The organism is Pseudomonas sp. S3_A03 (assembly GCF_054668275.1).
Genome location: NZ_CP162753.1, coordinates 355,796 through 372,545, shown reverse-complemented (window position 1 = coordinate 372,545; position 16,750 = coordinate 355,796). Strand labels below are relative to the sequence as shown.

17 protein-coding genes are annotated in these 16,750 nt (G+C 63.2%); 4 read left to right on the top strand and 13 right to left on the bottom strand.

What is annotated here, in order from left to right:
• Position 1: 1 nt before the first annotated feature.
• Genes AB4O25_RS01730 through AB4O25_RS01710 form a run of 5 tightly spaced genes read right to left on the bottom strand, consistent with a single transcriptional unit; the run spans position 2 to position 5,058 of the window.
• Positions 2–1,213, bottom strand: a complete 1,212-nt coding sequence (locus AB4O25_RS01730; protein ID WP_065878588.1) for a multidrug effflux MFS transporter — start codon at positions 1,211–1,213, stop codon at positions 2–4.
• The gene (locus AB4O25_RS01725) at positions 1,210–2,058 is read right to left on the bottom strand and encodes an alpha/beta fold hydrolase (protein ID WP_017526992.1); all 849 of its coding nucleotides are present in this window, start codon (positions 2,056–2,058) and stop codon (positions 1,210–1,212) included. The genes AB4O25_RS01730 and AB4O25_RS01725 overlap by 4 nt, the downstream gene beginning before the upstream one ends.
• Positions 2,059–2,111: 53 nt before the next feature.
• Entirely contained in the window at positions 2,112–3,404 is a 1,293-nt protein-coding gene (locus AB4O25_RS01720; RefSeq protein ID WP_137220207.1) for an NAD(P)/FAD-dependent oxidoreductase, read from the bottom strand.
• A gap of 58 nt (positions 3,405–3,462) precedes the next feature.
• The gene (locus tag AB4O25_RS01715; RefSeq protein WP_017526990.1) at positions 3,463–3,885 is read right to left on the bottom strand and encodes a RidA family protein; all 423 of its coding nucleotides are present in this window, start codon (positions 3,883–3,885) and stop codon (positions 3,463–3,465) included.
• A gap of 33 nt (positions 3,886–3,918) precedes the next feature.
• On the bottom strand, positions 3,919–5,058 hold the full coding sequence (locus tag AB4O25_RS01710) for a tyramine oxidase subunit B (RefSeq protein ID WP_065878590.1): 1,140 nt from the start codon (positions 5,056–5,058) through the stop codon (positions 3,919–3,921).
• Between the two features lie 184 nt (positions 5,059–5,242).
• Between AB4O25_RS01710 and AB4O25_RS01705 the strand changes: the two genes are divergently transcribed.
• The 4 genes from AB4O25_RS01705 (at position 5,243) to AB4O25_RS01690 (ending at position 8,674) form a co-directional block, all read left to right on the top strand.
• Positions 5,243–6,070, top strand: coding sequence for a helix-turn-helix domain-containing protein (locus AB4O25_RS01705; protein ID WP_460150371.1), 828 nt, complete (start codon positions 5,243–5,245; stop codon positions 6,068–6,070).
• A gap of 135 nt (positions 6,071–6,205) precedes the next feature.
• A complete protein-coding gene (locus AB4O25_RS01700) occupies positions 6,206–6,934 on the top strand; it encodes a response regulator (RefSeq protein WP_017526986.1) in 729 nt (242 codons plus the stop codon).
• Complete coding sequence (locus AB4O25_RS01695) at positions 6,931–8,022, top strand: ATP-binding protein (RefSeq protein ID WP_460150369.1); 1,092 nt, start codon at positions 6,931–6,933, stop codon at positions 8,020–8,022. The genes AB4O25_RS01700 and AB4O25_RS01695 overlap by 4 nt, the downstream gene beginning before the upstream one ends.
• 289 nt (positions 8,023–8,311) lie before the next feature.
• On the top strand, positions 8,312–8,674 hold the full coding sequence (locus AB4O25_RS01690) for a hypothetical protein (RefSeq protein WP_026067202.1): 363 nt from the start codon (positions 8,312–8,314) through the stop codon (positions 8,672–8,674).
• Positions 8,675–8,825: 151 nt separating this feature from the next.
• Here the strand turns inward: AB4O25_RS01690 and AB4O25_RS01685 are convergent, their stop codons facing one another.
• From AB4O25_RS01685 to AB4O25_RS01650, 8 genes are all read right to left on the bottom strand, one after another.
• Complete coding sequence (locus AB4O25_RS01685; protein ID WP_017526983.1) at positions 8,826–9,770, bottom strand: helix-turn-helix domain-containing protein; 945 nt, start codon at positions 9,768–9,770, stop codon at positions 8,826–8,828.
• Between the two features lie 76 nt (positions 9,771–9,846).
• The gene (locus AB4O25_RS01680) at positions 9,847–10,626 is read right to left on the bottom strand and encodes a 2-keto-4-pentenoate hydratase (RefSeq protein ID WP_017526982.1); all 780 of its coding nucleotides are present in this window, start codon (positions 10,624–10,626) and stop codon (positions 9,847–9,849) included.
• Positions 10,623–12,230, bottom strand: coding sequence for a bifunctional 3-(3-hydroxy-phenyl)propionate/3-hydroxycinnamic acid hydroxylase (locus AB4O25_RS01675; RefSeq protein WP_460150368.1), 1,608 nt, complete (start codon positions 12,228–12,230; stop codon positions 10,623–10,625). Before AB4O25_RS01675 ends, AB4O25_RS01680 begins: the two co-directional genes overlap by 4 nt.
• 61 nt (positions 12,231–12,291) lie before the next feature.
• Positions 12,292–12,894, bottom strand: a complete 603-nt coding sequence (locus AB4O25_RS01670) for an amino acid synthesis family protein (RefSeq protein ID WP_460069187.1) — start codon at positions 12,892–12,894, stop codon at positions 12,292–12,294.
• 15 nt (positions 12,895–12,909) lie between these two features.
• Positions 12,910–13,368, bottom strand: a complete 459-nt coding sequence (locus tag AB4O25_RS01665) for a VOC family protein (protein ID WP_017526979.1) — start codon at positions 13,366–13,368, stop codon at positions 12,910–12,912.
• 11 nt (positions 13,369–13,379) lie between these two features.
• The gene (locus tag AB4O25_RS01660) at positions 13,380–14,420 is read right to left on the bottom strand and encodes a VPS10 domain-containing protein (protein WP_017526978.1); all 1,041 of its coding nucleotides are present in this window, start codon (positions 14,418–14,420) and stop codon (positions 13,380–13,382) included.
• A gap of 12 nt (positions 14,421–14,432) precedes the next feature.
• Positions 14,433–15,227, bottom strand: coding sequence for an SDR family NAD(P)-dependent oxidoreductase (locus AB4O25_RS01655; protein WP_017526977.1), 795 nt, complete (start codon positions 15,225–15,227; stop codon positions 14,433–14,435).
• A gap of 28 nt (positions 15,228–15,255) precedes the next feature.
• A complete protein-coding gene (locus AB4O25_RS01650; RefSeq protein WP_065878596.1) occupies positions 15,256–16,746 on the bottom strand; it encodes an aldehyde dehydrogenase family protein in 1,491 nt (496 codons plus the stop codon).
• Between the last annotated feature and the right edge of the window lie 4 nt (positions 16,747–16,750).

The following is a 16,750-nucleotide window of genomic DNA, read 5'->3' as shown; positions in this document are numbered from 1 at the left end:
CTCACGTTTGCTCGACAACATCCTGCACCGCGACCGCGCGGGCAGGCATACGCAGGCTGACTGCATAGGCAACAAGGCAACCCAGCCCACAACATCCCACCACCAGGCACATCGGCCAGGCGCTGCCATCAGCCAAGTGGCTGACCCACAGGCTGGCCAGCGCTCCAATAGCGAATTGCACCGAAACCCCCAAGGCCACGCTTGCACCGGCCTGGCGCGGGAACAGCGCCATCAGGCTGGCCGTGCAATTGGCGCCGAGCAAGCCGGTCACACCCATATAGAGCACCATGCAACCCACGATGCTCGCCAGCCCGCCCCAGCCGGTAAACCCCACGATCAGCAGCGCCAGCCCTGCCCCGCACGCCAGCATGGCGCCCACCCCGAGCATGCGTTGCGGCCCATAACGGCCCACCCAGCGTGCGTTGATAAAGGTCACCAGGATGATGCCGAGGATATTCAGGGCGAACAGCGCGCTGAACATGCGTGGCGACACCCCGAAGTACACGACATACACAAACGGCGAGGCGGTGATAAAGGCGAACATGCCGCCGAACGCCAATGACATGCACAAGATCAGCGCCACCGCCCTGGGTTGCCGGGCAATGGCCAGGTAAGCCGCGAACGCCGCCTGCACCGACGCCCCCCGCTCCTGCGGCGGCAGGCTTTCTTTCAAGGTCACCGCAACCAGCAACAGGCACAGGCTGGACAGGATGAACAAGGCCGCGAAGATCGTGCGCCAGCCTTGGATCAATACCAGCCAGGTGCCGATCATCGGCGCGACCAGTGTCGCCATCATGGTCAGCACGTGCATCCACGACAGCACTTTGGCCGCCTGCACCAGGCCCACCAGGTCCCTGGCGACCGTGCGGGCCAGCACCAACGCACCCGCCCCGCCCAACGCCTGGACAAAGCGCCAGGCAATCAACTGCTCGACGCTGCCGGCAAACAGGCAACCCAGGGTCGCCACGACATACAACGCCAGGCTGCCCAACAACAGCGGACGACGGCCATAACGGTCCGACAACGGGCCGTAGCACAACATGCCCAGGCACAACCCGGCGAGAAAGGCGCTGATGGTGTGTTGCACCTGCGCGGTGCTGGTCGACAGGTCCTCGGCGATCTGCGGGAAGCTGGGCAGGTAAGTATCAATCGAAAACGGCCCGAAGGCCGTCAGCGATGACAACAGTGCGATCAGGCGTGCTTGCGTCTTCATTGACCCGCAATCGCAAGGCTATCCAGGAACTCGATGACCAGCCGGTTGAAGATTTCGCCCTGGTCGTCATGCACATAGTGACTGGCATCCGCCACCTGCGCCGTGCGCACCCACGCATTGCTGTCACGCAGGGCTTGCAGCGTCGCCGCCGGCAGAAAGTCCGAGCGCATACCGCGAATGAACAAGGTCGGGCAATCCAGGGCGCGTACCGCCGGCCACAGGTCGGTCGGCTCAATGCTCAGGCGCGCCTCGGCGATACCTTGTTGGTCGTGGCGCCAGGTAATCGCGCCCGCGCTTTCCTTCATCGAATGCGCCAGCCGCGACGTCAGGCCCGCTGCCGACAAGCCCGGCCGCGACGCCTGCCAGAAGGCGCGGGCGGCGTCCCAAGTGTCGAAACGCAACGGGGTCTGGGCCATCTCGCGACGAATGCGCGCCGCACCGTCGCCCTGGCTTGAGGAACCGGGCCCGATGTCTTCGATGATCAGGCCAATCAAGCGCCCCGGATGCTGGCGTGCATACTCCAGCGCGTTGGCGCCCCCCAGCGAGTGCCCCAACAACACGAAGCGCTGCAAGCCGACATGGGCGACGAAGTCCTCCAGGTCGTGCACATAGGATTGGGTGTGGTAGCTGGCGGCCGGCGCCCAGTCACTCAGCCCGCGACCGCGCTGGTCCAGGGCATAGATGCAATAGCCATCGCCCAGTGCATCGACCAGTGACTCCCAGGTCTGGGCGTACGCGCGCAAGCCGTGCAGCAAGACCAAAGGCACGCCGCTCGGGTTGCCCCAGCGCAGCACATGCAGGTTCAGGCCTGAACGATTGGTGAAAAAACGGCTGTCCGGGTGCATAGGGTGGCTCCGCTAATCCGGGTAAAAGCGAGGGGCGTGGGGGGTGGACCTCGTTAGAAACGCTCAAACCGATAGGGGCTCGGGTCGATGATCGGGGTATGCCCGCTGACGATATCGGCGGCCAAATGGCCTGCCGCCGGCGAGGTGCCGAAGCCGTGCCCGGAGAAACCGGTGGCCACGGTCAGGCCGGGGATTTGCGCAACCGGCCCGATCACCGGGTTGGAGTCCGGCGTCACATCGATCGTGCCCGCCCAGGCCTCGGCTATCCGCGCTTGCTCGAACACCGGCCAGGCGGCCTTGAGGTTGTTCATCGCATCGTTATTGAGCCGGGGGTTGGCCGCCGGGTCCTGTACGCGCACGCGTTCGAACGGGCTGACACTGTCAGCCGACCAGCGCCGCGCAAGTGCCAGGTCGTTAAAGAAATATTTGCCCAGCGACACGTTCAACACACTGCGCTGCGCGCGAAATTGCGGCATGTATTGCTTGGCCAGCAACAGGTGATCGAGGGTCAGGAACGCGTCCAGCTTGCCGCGCTGGGTAATGATGAAGCCGCCATCCTTGTGCTTGCGAAAGGAAAAGTCCGGCGCGCCCACGGCAATTTCGGTGGGGCCCTGCATCGGATGGGTGCGCAACACCGAACAGGTCAAGGCCAGGGTCGGCAACGACACCCCCAGGTTACCCAGGAAGCGCCGCGACCACATGCCGCCGGCGAGTAACACCTGGTCGCAACGAATCTCGCCTTTTTCGGTGACCACGCCACTGACCTTGCCGGCCGACATCTGCAGCGTACGCACCGCGCACTGTTCGATGATCACCACGCCCAGCGCCATGGCGGCCTTGGCGATCGCGCTGCTGGCCAGGGTCGGTTCGGCACGCGCATCGGACGGCGTGTAGATCCCGCCGGCCCAGGCCCCCTCGCCGCCCGGCACCAGCGCTTCGATCTCGCGCTTGCTCAGCAACCGCGAGTCAAGCGACAACTGCTCGACCGATTTAAGCCAGCCTTCATGCATTGCCATTTGCGCCTCGTTATGGGCGACAAACATGATGCCTTCCTGGCGGTAGCCCACGTCCGCACCGACCCGCTCGGGCATTTGCGCCCACAAGCGGTCAGCGGCCAGGGCCAGTGGAATATCGTGCGCGTGGCGGCTGGTCTTGCGCACCCAGCCCAGGTTGCGCGAGGACTGCTCGCCGGCGATACGGCCTTTTTCCAAAACCACCACCGGGATATTGCGTTCGGCCAGTGTCAGTGCAGCGCTCAAGCCGATAATGCCGCCGCCGATGATGACAACGGCGGTGGCGGTGGGAAACTCGGTGGACGTATTCACGGGCGCAATAGTCGGGGCCATGATCAGGACTCGCAAAACAATTGAGGTCGGCCGCGCGAGGGCGCGGCCGCGGGACGGGTTATTGCGCCAGGCGAATCACTTCGACCTGGGCCTTGGAGGCGTTGCGATACGCCGTCACTTCCAGCTCCACCTTGTACACCGTCGAACCCAACGGCGGGCAGGTCACGGTGCTCGCCGGATCGACACCGCGGAATTTCTCGCCGATCAGGCCCATCACCGCCGGCACGTCCTTGGGGTCCTGGATAAATACCCGCGAGCACACCACATCGGCCAGGCTTGCATCGACGGCGGCCAGCGCGGTTTCGATGTTGGCGAACACTTGGTGCGTCTGCTCGAGGATGTCTTCAGGGATCAGTTTGGTCTGCGGGTTGCGCCCGGCGGTATTGGACACATAGATCCAGTTATCCACCACCACCAGGCGCGAATAGCTGGCCTGGTCTTCAAAGGGGGAACCGGTTTTGAGCTTGATGATTTTAGTCATGTCACAGGTCTCGTCAGTGGGGTAAAGGTTGGCTTAGCGCAGGACGGGGGTTTCCCACAGGTTGAGCTTCACGCCGATGCCTTTTTCCACGGCATTGCGGTACACCACGGTGCCCCAGGCGACGTCTTCCACCGGCATGCCGCCCACCGACATGATGATGATCTCTTCATCGTTGCGACGGCCCTGGGCATCACCGGCGACGATCTTGCCGATGTCTTCAAGCTCTGCGTGCTGCATCTTGCCTTCGGCGATCATGTCCATGAACCGCACACCAATCACCGGCACGCAGTGGTGCGCAGGCTTGGGCAGCTCTTCGAACCAGGCTTCGTAGAGGCCGGTGTTGTCGAGTACCTTGCGCACGTCGGCGCGCTCCATGCCTTCATCCAGCGAGCACGATGCCGGCATCGCCATGAAGCACCCCGGCTTGACCCACTCGCGCTTCACAATTGGGTAGATCGAGGGGTCGCCTGTCTCGCCGGAGCTACAATAAGTAACAAGGTCGGAACCACGCACCACCTCTTCGAGGCTGTCGACCACCTTGATCGTGGTCACCTGCGGGTAAGTGTTTTTCACCCAGGCAATAAAATCGTTCAGGCTTTTCTCGCCACGGCCTTTGATCTTCAAGGTGTCGATGTGCGGGCAAACGGCGATGAATGCGGCGAGCGTGGTCTTGCCCATCACCCCGGGGCCGAGCAGGCCGACTACCTTCGAATCCTTGCGCGCCAGGTGCCGCGCGCCCACGCCGGGGATGGCGCCGGTGCGGTAGGCCGACAGTAGGTTGGCGGACATATGCGCCAGCGGTGCGCCGGTGTCGGGGTCGTTGAGGGTGAACATCAGGATCGAGCGGGGCAGGCCTTTTTCGCGGTTGGCGATATTGGAGCCGTACCATTTGACGCCCGCGGTGCAGAAGCTGCCGCCCAGGTAGGCCGGCATCGCCATCATGCGGCGGTCGGCGGTGGGCTTGGGCATGTTCGGGAACGGCGAATCCTTGGGGAATACCACCATCGCGCCATGGGAATCATTGTTCGGCCCGGCCATGCGATAGTCGCCGCTATAGAGCAGGCCGAACATCTCTTCCATGGTATTCACACAGGCGAGCATATCGGTTACGCCAGCACGGATCATGTCCTGCTCGGACAGGTAGATGAAGTCTATTTTTGTAGTAGTGGACATAGTTATTCTCGGGCTGAAGGTGATATCGCTGCGGTAGGCGCTGCTCCCACGCTATCGAGGTCGAGTATCACGGCGCGTTTTGCGCCGGTATTGTAAATTTCGGACATCAAGGCCCGGCCCGCTCGTCTGAGTTGGCGCGAAAAATGCGTGAATATTCCCGCTTTTAGCCAACCCGAGTCCGCTCATGATCAACCCGAGTACGCCAACGCTGCGGCACCACACCGCGTACGAACAACCCTGGTTCGTGCTCAACTCATCGCGCTATTCGGTCATGCCTTCCCAACACCCGGCGATCTCGCATTTCTACGCCTTCGATGTGGCCCACTCGGCGGACCTGCTGGCGGTGCCGGACGGCTGCGTGGACATCGTGTTCGACTGCGACGCCACGCGCCCCAGCGTGAGGATCCGTGGCACACCGCTGCAAGCGCAACGGGTCGAGCTGCTGCAGGATCACCACTACTTCGGCGTGCGCTTCGCGCCGGGGGTGATTCCAGGCTTCATCAATGTGGTGGCCGAAGACCTGACCGAACAGGAATGGGACCTGCTGGAAGTGTCGGCCTTTGCCCAGCGCATTTTCGAGAGCATCGTGCAGGCCCCACAGCTGCACGAGCAGATGAAATTATTCAGTGACTACCTGGCCCCGCGCCTGATGGGCAGGACCTCAAAGCTCACGGCCATGGTCATTCAACAAGCGCTGGCCCATCGGGGCGACCTGCGCATTCAGCAACTGGAAGACCTGAGTGGCTACACCAGCCGCACGATTCATCGCCAGTTCAGCCAGGACACCGGCGTGTCGCCCAAGACGTTCTGCCGGATCATTCGCTGCCAGGCGGCGCTGGAAACCCTGAACACCCGCAACGACGTATCGTTTTCGGACCTGGCCCTGGACCTGGGTTTTTCCGATCAGTCGCACTTTTTGCGCGACTTCAAGAAGCTGGTCAGCACGACCCCCTGCGACTACCAACGCAAAATGCTGCAGAGCGCCTGCAACGAGCGCATCCGTTTCGCCTGAGCGGCCCCTCCTCCCAGCTCGACGAATATTTATTCGCCTCTCCATCATTTCTCCATAAAACCTTCGCTGAACGTGCATGCTTGCGGTGCATCATCCAACCCGTTGCTGAAAAACCGTGCACCGAACGAGCAGACCATGACTGAATCACTCCCTGCATCACCCGCCCACCAGGCGCTGGTGCTGATCGCCGAAGACGAACCGGAAATCGCCGACATCCTCACGGCCTACCTCAAGCGCGCGGGTTTTCGTACGGCGCATGCGCCGGATGGGCGTCGCGCGCTCGAACTGCATCAGCAGCTCAAACCGGACCTGGTGCTGCTCGATGTGATGATGCCCAAGCTGGACGGCTGGAAGGTGCTGGCAGAGCTGCGCCATCGCGGCAACACGGCGGTGATCATGCTGACCGCGCACGACCAGGATATGGACAAGCTCATGGGCCTGCGCATCGGCGCGGACGACTACGTCGTCAAACCTTTCAACCCGGCGGAAGTCATCGCCAGAACCCAGGCCGTGCTGCGCCGCTGCGGCGAACAGGGCCATGGCGCCGACCGCCGTGTACTGCGCGTCGACGCCTTTGAAATCGACATCGACAGCCATGAGGTGAACGTCCACATCGGCACGCAAAAACAGCCGTTGCACCTGACGGTCACCGAGTTCAAGTTGCTCGCCCAGTTAGCCAAGGCGCCGCGTCGAGTGTTCAGCCGTGCCGAACTGCTGGTGCTCTGCTCGCCGGAAAGCGACAGCCTGGAGCGTACCGTCGACAGCCATATCAGCAAGCTGCGCCGCAAGATCGAAGACCTCGGCCTGCAGGGCGTGCCCGCCAGCATCCGTGGCGTCGGCTACCGGTTCGGGAGCCAGGCATGAACGTGGCCAACAGTCTGAGCCGGCAGATCATCGTGTCGATGTCGGCCGTGGTCCTGTGCGTGATTGCGCTCGCGGTGGTGGGTTCCTATGTGTTCTACGCAGTGCTCTGGACAATCGCGCCACCCACGGAGTTGGAAATGGAAGCGAACGAATGGCTGCCCACAGGCGTGGAATGGGTGTGGATGGGCCTGATCACCTGCGTCAGCCTGGGGGTCGGCGCGGCGGTGGCCGTCAAGTTGTCCAAACGCATTCTGGCGCCGCTCAATTCGGTGGCGGCGAGCCTGCGCAGCCTGGCTGACGGTGACCTGGATGCCCGCGCCGTGGCGCCCGATCTTTCCCTGGTTGAAGCCGCCCTGTTGGTCAATGACTTCAACAGCATGGCCAACCGACTCAAACGCATGGCCGAGGAACAAGCCTTCTGGAACGCTGCCATTGCCCACGAACTGCGCACCCCGCTGACTATCCTGCGCGGCCGTCTGCAGGGGCTGGCCGAGGGCGTTTTCGAGCCGGATACCGCGCAGTTCTACAGCCTCCTGGGCCAGGTCGAGGGCTTGACCCGACTGGTCGAAGACCTTCGCGTGGTGGGCATGAGCGACAACGGCCATTTGGAGCTGGCACTTCAGGAGGTGGAACTGGCCGACGCACTGGAGGCTGAAGCTCGCTTGTTCGAACCCAGCCTGAACGGTGCCGGTTTTGCCTTGCAATTAAACCTGCGCAAGGGCCCCGTGCACTGCGACGCCGATCGCATCCGCCAGGCCTTGCTGGCGCTGCTGGACAATATTCGTCGGCATGCCACGCCGGGCATCGTCAGCATCGAACTGGGCAGTGACGAGCGCGGCCATTTCCTGAGGGTCGCGGATGAGGGCCCGGGGGTCGACGCGGCGTTCGCCGAGCACATTTTCGAGGCGTTCCAGCGCGGCGAACGTTCACGCTCGCGCGCCCAGGGCGGCAGCGGCCTGGGCCTGACCGTAGTACGCGCGATTGCCATCGCCCATGGCGGCGCAGTGACCTGTCGAACCGCGCTCAACAGCGGCACGTTATTTGAACTCAGCTGGCCTGGCGCCGCGCTGTTTAAGACTCAACCCTGACAACTTATCCGTACTAAATCGCACCAAGGTGATGGCATGCATTGCTCTATTGGCCTGTTCAAAAGAGTCAAAAAATACCGCCACTTTGCCTTACTGGACACACACGGACGTTGTATTGCTTTTATGAGTTGCCAAGGGATTCCCGCCAGGGGTGAATGGGTGGAAGTCAACGCAGTCAATGTCGCCTGGCTCGGCCAAACGCTGCCAGGCCGTGGGCACCCGGGCCAACAATAGCCGCATCGTCGATGGCCCGGCTCCGATGTTTAACGTTGTTACTTGGATAACTGTTATGCCTACACAGCATTCAGCTCGGCACTCTATCGACCTTAAACAACTGGAAACGTCATTGACGCTCTATGCGTTTAAGTTGAGAAAGTTGCAACGCGTGTGGATCCCCCTGCAGCAGTACGCGCCGCAATGTGTATTGGCGCTGTGGTTGATCGGCGTGTGCGTTTCATTAGTCACGCTGTCGTATTACCACTGGCTGGTCATTGCCCCGGCTATTGGCCTGTTGATCACGCTGGAAATCATTATCGAGGAAGTCCAGATCGACCTGTTGTTGATGACTGACGAAGCGCGTTATCTGCTCGACGTCACCCGTGACATCTATCACCGCTCGACGCACTCCACAGGTGCCCCATGCCGTCCGTAACGCCGCCGAGGCTGCTCGAAGAACGTAAAAAAACGGGGCTGCAATCGGCCAGCGATTTACGCCGAGCTGATTTTTTAGAAGTGTGAACGCAGCCAAATGTGGGAGGGGGCTTGCCCCCGATGGCGGCCTGACAGGCGACTCGGCACCTCGCTTAGGCTCGGTGTGCCCGGCGTGTTTCGGACGGCGATTCGCCGAACAGCTCACGATAGTGCGTGGCGAAATGGCTCAGGTGGAAAAACCCCATGGCCACAGCAATCTCACCCACGTTTTTCTCGCACGCGGGGGTGGCGATCAACTGTCGCCGGACCGCGTTGAGGCGCAGGTTGCGCAGGTATTCGACCGGCCGCATATCAGTCACGGCCTGGAAGCTGTTCTGCAGGGTCCTGCGACTGACGCGCAGTTGCTCACACAGGTCAAGAATGCTTAACGGCGCATCACCACTGGCAATAAGCAGTTCCTGGCTGCGCCGGACCAGGTAGGCACTCACCGCGAAATTGCCACGTCGGCAACGCACCTCATCGCCGGCGTGGCTGAACAGATCGAGGAACGCACCGAGCAGTTCGTCCTCGAGCATTTTTTCCGACGCCGGGCTGATCGCGTGCGCATGTTCCAAAAAGTGACGAAACAACGGGTGGATGCGCTGGCGAATACGCAACAGTAACGTTTCATCCACGCTGAGCGCCGACACGCTGGTGAGGCGCTTGAGCTGATCATTGGATAATTCCACCGCAGCCAGTTTGGCAAAACGTACGGCGTCGACGTTGAGCGCAAAAAAGTGCGTGCCTTGCGGCGCATGTAACACGAACTCTTCGCCGTCGCGCAGCAACACCACACTTTGCGCATTGACCTGCTGCCCCTGAACCACCGGCGGGCTGCCCAGGGACATGGCCGCGCACAAGCGTCCCTTGGGCGAGCGGCCGTGCTGCACCACGCGCTTGTCCAGCACCTCCTGGAAGATCTGAAAGCGATCGCCGGACAACTGCCACAGCTCGCTGGTCAGGCAACCACGGCCGAGCTGGTCATACACCTGCTGCCAGCCCTGGATCGAAACGGCGTGCTGTTGAGAGTCATTGAAGGTGCGGACTTGCGCGAGCATATTCGTCGTTCCTCGGCGGCCGGTTGCGTGGCTTGGGCCTGAAGGGGGCTTTGTCATCCCTGACGGCAGCTGGCGTTTACGCGGACGCGATGCCCGCGTGAAAAACCAAAGCCAGTTCCGTGCCAAGCATGTGCAGACGATACGTGCCCGGCTGAATATCCAGCGGTGCCAGCAGCGCACCGGACAGCACAACCTGCCCGGCCTCAACGCCCTGCCCGGCTGCCAACAGGCGCCGCACCAGCCAACACAGGTTCAACAGCGGGCTGTCTTCACGCTGCTGAGTGTCGCCGCTCCCCAATGGCGCACCGTCGTGTTCCAGGCGATAGGGCACGCAGCCATGCAGTGCCGGATCGAACGGCGTACGCGGGCCAACGCAATACAGCCCGGCGGCGGCGTTATCGGCAAGGAAGGCACCAAGCCCGAAACGCCAGCCCTGCCAGCGGCAGTCGGCGATCTCGAACGCCGGCGCCACTTCGGCCACGGCCGCCAGAATCGCCTCGTCGCTGTAGGCGCCCGGCGCCAGCGTGCGCCCGAATACCAGCGCCAGTTCGATCTCGAGCTTAGGCTGGATCAGCCGCGTAAACGGCACCGTGCTGCCCGGTTCAACTTCCATCGCAGGTGTAAGGGCGCCATACACCGGTTCATCCAGGCCAAAACGCGCTTGCGCCGCACGGCCGGCGAGGGCCACTTTCCAGCCACTCACACGCTCGCCCGCCGCCTGGCGGCGCGCCACGCCCTGATGCAGCAGCGCGTAGCCCTGCTGCCGGTCCAGCGCCTCTAGCGCAAGGGGTGCGAGCGCCCGAGCGCGGCGCCCGGCCTGGTGCAATTGTTCAAGCAGGTCATGGTCGTGGCTCATGACAGTTGCTCCGCCAGTTTGCGCAGCACGCCATCCAGGCGTTCAGGGGTGGTGATGGCGGCGACAAAGCGGTCCGGACGCACCACGACGATGCAGTCGCGCACCTTGGAGAACCATTCGCCCAGGCGGTTATCCACGTCCTCCACGCTCAGGGCGTCGGTGGCCGTCAACGGCTGGTTGCGCCCCACACCGCTGCGCGACCGGTTGACTTGAATGAACCGCGTGCCCCAACGCGCCCAATACTCGGCCATGGGTTGGCTGAGCTGGTCACGCGGGTTCACCCGGTAGCCAAGCACGGCATAGCCACTGCCCAGCATCTCGTCCAGGCGGCGGCGCTGGCCCTGGGCGTCTTCGATGTTCGGCTGGATGAACAACTGGCCCACCAAGTCGTCTTCACGCAGCTCGGCGCGCTCGTGATAAACCAGGCCCTTGGTGATGGTGGCCTTGGGTTTGAACTTGAACTCCAGCAAGTGCGAGCGCAGGTTGTCGACGCTATTCACCGCCTGGAACAACCAGTCGCGCACGCCGGCCATCAGCGGGTTGGTCAGGCCCAGTACCGCCCCCATGTTGTCGGCCAGCGCCACCAGCTCGGTGGCGTGGCCACGGCGTTCCTGGTCGTAGCTGGCCAGAATCGACGGCGCCGCGCGGCCCTGAATGATCGCCGCCAGTTTCCAGGCCACGTTGGCCACGTCGCGAAGGCCGGAGTTGAGGCCCTGCCCGGCCCAGGGTGGCGAAATGTGCGCCGCATCACCCACCAGTGCCACTCGCCCTTGGACAAACCGCGCCGCGACCCGCGAATGGTGGGTATAGGCACGAATGCGGATGATATTGAGCTGGTCGACAGCGTCGCCGATATGCCCATGGATCAGTTGGCGAATCGTCGCCTCTTCGCACATTTTGGCTTCGTCTTCGCCCTCCATCAGCATGAATTCCCAGCGCCGCTGCTGATAAGGCAGGTAGATGCACACAAACGGCCGCTGCGGATCGGCATGCAGCGCGGTATAGGGCGCATCCAGGGTGTCGTTGGCCGTATCGACCACCACCCATTTGCGCGGATGGGTCAGCCCGAGCAGCTCGATACCCAGTTGTTTGCGCACGGTGGAACGGCCACCGTCGGCGCCGATCACGTAGTCGGCCTGCAGTGCATAGACCTCGCCAGCGGCGTCGCGTACCTGCAGGGTCACGCCGTGCTCGTCCTGCTCCAGCTCAAGCAGTTCATGGCCCTGGCGCAATTGGACACTGGCATGCTGCCCGAGCCGTTCGCGCAAGGTGCCTTCGAGCAGCTGCTGCATGAAAATATTGCGCATCGGCCAGCCGTACTGCGCGGCACTTGGCTTGACCTCGGCGAAACACACGCCGCGCGCGTTGTAATAGCGCAGCGGTACATCGTAAATCATGTCGCGCACCGCCAGCTCGGCAATGCCGATGCCCTGCAGCACGCGCAACGCCTCGTCGTCCATGCCCACCGCACGCGGGTAAGGCAGGATGCCGTCGGCCAGCTCAAGGACGACGCAGTCGATACCGTACATGCCCATAAAGTGCGCGGCCGTGATCCCGTTGGGGCCACCGCCCACGATGACAACCTGGGTTTTCTCCTGCTTCATCGCTATTCACCGCTTTCTTGTTGTGGTTTTTGTTCCAGCATCGCTCAAGCACGGGCGCGTATCAGTGCAGCCCGTCGATACCTTTTACATCCTCGGCGCGCAGGCCGCCCAGCCGCGCATGCAAACGCCCGCGCGTGGCGAAGGCCCAGATCACCACCACCTCATCCGGCGACGGGCCGTCACCGAAGGTCAGGGAAATACTGTCGTAATGCGAGCGCACGTACAGCGCGTCTTTATGGGCCAGCGGCACGTCCATGGTGGTGCCGGGGCCGCCACGCTTGCCGGTGGACGGCACCCACGACTTGCCGCCGCCCAGCGCCACGCGAATCGGATCGGCCGCCGGGTTGGTCAGGAACGCGTTGCCGTGCTCGTACTCGCCCGCGCTGCCCACCAGGATCGCCTTGCCATAACTGACAATCGGCTGCGCGCCGGCCAGGGCCTGGATGCGTCGACCAAACTCTTCGCCCAGCAGCGGCGACGGCTCGACCAATTGCCCGAGGTCTTCGCTGTAGCGTCCGGCATAGGGGTTGGCGATCACGGCGGCCACGGCGTATTTGAACAACGGCTCGCCATCGGCCAGTTGGCCGGTCTCATTGGCCAGGGTTTCTTCAACGAAGCTGTACCATTTGCGGATGTGATAGCTGGCGAAATTTGCGCTTTTCATGCTGTTTACCTTTGTTCAAATAGGGTCGAGGGGGTCGAGCGTGTAGTTGCGACTCGGCGCGCCGGCCGCCTTGAAGCGAGCCTTGCCGCGCGCATCGTCGTGCTCGGTCTCAAGGAAGAATTCCATGCGGTTGCAATCGGGGTCGTTGAAGTACAGGCCATGGCCGATTTCGTGGTCGGTGATCTTCACCACCTCCACGCCCTTTTTCAGCAACATGCCGTAGAGCTGGCGCAAGGTGGTCATGTCACCGGCGATTTCCAACCCGTAGTGCTGCAGCCCCAGCCCGCCCTGGTGAGCGCCGGGTTCTGCGCGAATCAACGCGATGTCGTGATGCTTGGTGCCAAACGCCATCATCACCCAGCTCTCGCCACGGGCGCTTTCATGCATGCCCAGGATGTCGGCGTACCAGCGCGCCGACACATCAGGATCACTCACCCATAGCGATAAGTGAGTGCGAAGGATTTCGACTTTCATCGCTCGCTACCTCAATGCTGTTTGACGATGGATTGGTGCCCGGCCTTGATCTGCGCCACCGCGGGCGTCCAGAGCACATCGGCGATTTCACTGAACTCGCGCCAGTGTTTCTGCCAGCCGTCACCGCCATTGTCGGAGGTGAACAGGTGACCGTACTTGGTACCGGCGACGATTTGCCGAGGGTTGGCCGGGTTGAACGCCAGCGCCCACACACACGAGTTAGGCTGTTGCGGCAGCGGCAGCACTTGCCAACTGAGCGCGGCGTCACGCGACACCAGCACCTTGCTGGTGGTGCCGGGGGTGCCGTCGGAAATGCTCAGGTACACGGTGTCTTGCGAGCCCGGCGGTGCGTTCATCGCACGCAGGTAATACAGGCCGAAGGCTTCACGGCCGATGATGCCGGTCCAGGTCAGCCCCTCGTCGAGGCTGCGATAGACCGCGTTGACGCACACCACCACGATGACTTTCTGGCCATGGTTGGGCAGCACGACGATGTTGTGAACGTCCGAGTTGAAGTCCCACAGCAGGCGGTCATCGACGCGGGTCCAGCTGTCGCCACCGTCGCGGGAATGGAACAGCCCACCCTCCTCCAGGCCGAACCACAGCTGGTTGCGGTCGCAGGGGTCATAGGCGAAGGCCAGCAAACGCGGACGACTGACGCCATCGCAGAATTCAGGAATCTCCACCGGCGCGCGGTCCCAGCTTGCGCCGCCGTCCAGGGTGCGCCACAGCACCGCGCGCGAGGGCGCCCCGGTGCCGACGAAAATCCGCCGGGCATCCTGCGGGTCCACCGCCACCTTCCACACGGTCTGGCCGTTGAACGGCGAGTCGACCTGTTGCCAGCGCCCACCGGTGTCATGGCTGACGCACAAACCGATATCGGTGCCGGCATAGATCACCTCCGGCGTGCCGGGGTGCAGGCTCAGCGAACGGGTGATCGCGTCGAATTCCAGGTCTTGCCCCAGGCCCAGGCGATGCCAGGTCTTGCCGTCGTCGGCGCTGCGGATAACCGCCTGGCCGACGGTGGCGACTAACAGGGTTCCGTTACTCATCGCAGTTGCTCCTCAGATGAAGATGCCACGGGTCAGGCCGCCGTCGATGCCGATGGATTCGCCGGTCACCGCGCCCGCCTTGGGGGATGCGAGGAAGCCGATCAGCCAGCCCATTTCGATCGGCGCCAGCGTGCGGCGGATCGGCGTGGCGTCGATATAGCCCTGTTCGACCTGCTCCGGGGTCTTGCCCTGCTTGATCCCTTCGCGCTCGTACAGCTCACGGATGTGCGGGGTGTCCACGACGCCGGGGTGGATCAGGTTGACCGTAATGCCGCTGGCGCCCAACTGGTCGGACAGGGTCTTGGTCATGTGCGCGATGGCCAGGTTGCGCATGCCCGACAGCACTTTGCTGCTGCGCCCGGTGAGGCCACCGATATTGATGATGCGCCCGAAGCCGGCGGCCTTCATGTGTGGGGTCACGGCCTTGGCGCAACGGAAATAGCCGATCACCTTGGTATTGAGGTCCGACAGCAGTTCGTCGTCGCCGGCATGTTCGATGTCATTGCGCACCACGCCGGATGGCGCCGCCGCACCGTTGACCAGAATGTCGATGCGCCCGAAGTGCTTGTGCGCCGCTTCGACCATGTCCGACACGGCCTTCATGTCATTGGTGTCGCAGAACAGCGGCAGCACTTCATTGCCGGTCTGTGCGCTGATCTCTTCGGCGGCCTGGGTCAGGAACGCCATGCGCCGTGCGCAGATCACCACCTTGCAGCCTTCCTCGGACAGAAAACGTGCGACTTCCTTGCCGATGCCCATCCCACCGCCGGTGACGATGGCCACGCGGCCTTTCAATTCCAGATCCATAGCAACTACCTCGTAGTGATGATTCAGTTCAGGCCAGATCGACGAATACGCTTTTGGTCTCGGTATAAGCGTCGATCACGTTCTTGCCCATTTCCCGGCCCCAGCCGGATTGCTTGTAGCCACCGAACGGCGAAGCCGCATCGACGACGTTCCAACAGTTGACCCACACCGAACCGGCCTTGAGCTGCGCCGCCAGGCGGTGCGCCGAGCGCAGGTCGCGGGTCCACAGGCCGGCGGCCAGGCCGTACGGCGAATCGTTGGCGCGCAGTACCAGTTCGTCGACTTCGGTCCAGCTCATCACGGTGAGCACCGGGCCGAAGATTTCTTCGCGGGCCACGCAGGCGCGCTCGGCACGGTCGAGAAAGACGCTGGGCTCAATGAAATGACCGCGCTCCAGGTGCGCCGGACGCTCGCCGCCGCAGATCAGTTCGGCGCCCTCTTCCCGACCACGCTGCAGGTAGCCCTTGACCGTCTCCAGTTGGCGCCCCGATACCAGCGGGCCCATGCTGCTCGCCGGGTCCAGGCCGTTGCCGAGCACATGCGCGGCGGCATGGCGTTGCAGCTCTTCAAGCACCTGGTCGAGCACGCTGGCGTGTACATACAGACGCGAAGCGGCGGTGCACACCTGGCCCTGGTTGTAGAAAATGCCATCGGCGGCACCCTTGGCGGCACGCACGATGTCGGCGTCGGGCAAGATGATGTTGGGCGACTTGCCCCCCAGCTCCAGCGAGACCTTTTTCATGTTGCGCGTGGCCGCCTGGGCGATCAGCCGGCCGACCTGGGTGGAGCCGGTGAAGGCGATCTTGTCCACATCCGCATGCTGCGCCAACGGCGCGCCGGTTTCGGCGCCCAGGCCGGTGATCAGGTTGACCACGCCCGCCGGAAACCCCGCGGCCTCGATCAACTGCACCAGCCGGATCGCCACCAGCGGCGTCTGCTCCGCCGGCTTGAGCACCGCCACGCAGCCGGTCGCCAGCGCCGGGCCGAGCTTCCACACGCACATGTTCAGCGGGAAATTCCACGGCACGATCAAGGCACATACGCCCACCGGCTCGCGCAGGGTGTAGTTGAGCATCGGCGCGCCGCTGGCCGGCGAAACCGGTAAGGTGCTGCCTTCGATCTTGGTCGGCCAGCCGGCGAAGTAACGAATGATGGTGGCGGCGCTGGCCGCTTCACCGCGAGCGGTGGCGATGGTCTTGCCGTTCTCCAGGGTGATCAGTTGGGCCAGCTCCTCGCGGTGCTGGTCGATAAGGTCCGCCAGGCGAAACAGCAACAGACCGCGCTGGGCCGGCGACTGCATGGCCCAGGTGCCGGTAAAGGCGGCGCGGGCGGCCGCGACGGCGGCATCCACGTCGCGCTCGTCGCTCTGCGCAACCTCCGTCAGGGTCTCCTGGGTAGCCGGGTTTTCCACGGCAAATCGACGACCGCCGGCGGCGTCCTGCCAGGTTCCGCCGATGAACAGGCGACCGGGTTGCGCCAGGAACGCGCGCACTTGGGGTAACACATCAAGCTGCTTCATCATC

Bases quoted from the DNA above. Each gene is read 5' to 3' on its own strand.
- AB4O25_RS01670 (WP_460069187.1), bottom strand. From the start codon at position 12,894: ATGAAAAGCGCAAATTTCGCCAGCTATCACATCCGCAAATGGTACAGC.
- AB4O25_RS01665 (WP_017526979.1), bottom strand. From the start codon at position 13,368: ATGAAAGTCGAAATCCTTCGCACTCACTTATCGCTATGGGTGAGTGAT.
- AB4O25_RS01710 (WP_065878590.1), bottom strand. From the start codon at position 5,058: ATGTCCACTACTACAAAAATAGACTTCATCTACCTGTCCGAGCAGGAC.
- AB4O25_RS01715 (WP_017526990.1), bottom strand. From the start codon at position 3,885: ATGACTAAAATCATCAAGCTCAAAACCGGTTCCCCCTTTGAAGACCAG.
- AB4O25_RS01690 (WP_026067202.1), top strand. From the start codon at position 8,312: ATGCCTACACAGCATTCAGCTCGGCACTCTATCGACCTTAAACAACTG.
- AB4O25_RS01720 (WP_137220207.1), bottom strand. From the start codon at position 3,404: ATGGCCCCGACTATTGCGCCCGTGAATACGTCCACCGAGTTTCCCACC.
- AB4O25_RS01685 (WP_017526983.1), bottom strand. From the start codon at position 9,770: ATGCTCGCGCAAGTCCGCACCTTCAATGACTCTCAACAGCACGCCGTT.
- AB4O25_RS01660 (WP_017526978.1), bottom strand. From the start codon at position 14,420: ATGAGTAACGGAACCCTGTTAGTCGCCACCGTCGGCCAGGCGGTTATC.
- AB4O25_RS01655 (WP_017526977.1), bottom strand. From the start codon at position 15,227: ATGGATCTGGAATTGAAAGGCCGCGTGGCCATCGTCACCGGCGGTGGG.
- AB4O25_RS01680 (WP_017526982.1), bottom strand. From the start codon at position 10,626: ATGAGCCACGACCATGACCTGCTTGAACAATTGCACCAGGCCGGGCGC.
- AB4O25_RS01705 (WP_460150371.1), top strand. From the start codon at position 5,243: ATGATCAACCCGAGTACGCCAACGCTGCGGCACCACACCGCGTACGAA.
- AB4O25_RS01730 (WP_065878588.1), bottom strand. From the start codon at position 1,213: ATGAAGACGCAAGCACGCCTGATCGCACTGTTGTCATCGCTGACGGCC.
- AB4O25_RS01695 (WP_460150369.1), top strand. From the start codon at position 6,931: ATGAACGTGGCCAACAGTCTGAGCCGGCAGATCATCGTGTCGATGTCG.
- AB4O25_RS01700 (WP_017526986.1), top strand. From the start codon at position 6,206: ATGACTGAATCACTCCCTGCATCACCCGCCCACCAGGCGCTGGTGCTG.
- AB4O25_RS01650 (WP_065878596.1), bottom strand. From the start codon at position 16,746: ATGAAGCAGCTTGATGTGTTACCCCAAGTGCGCGCGTTCCTGGCGCAA.
- AB4O25_RS01675 (WP_460150368.1), bottom strand. From the start codon at position 12,230: ATGAAGCAGGAGAAAACCCAGGTTGTCATCGTGGGCGGTGGCCCCAAC.
- AB4O25_RS01725 (WP_017526992.1), bottom strand. From the start codon at position 2,058: ATGCACCCGGACAGCCGTTTTTTCACCAATCGTTCAGGCCTGAACCTG.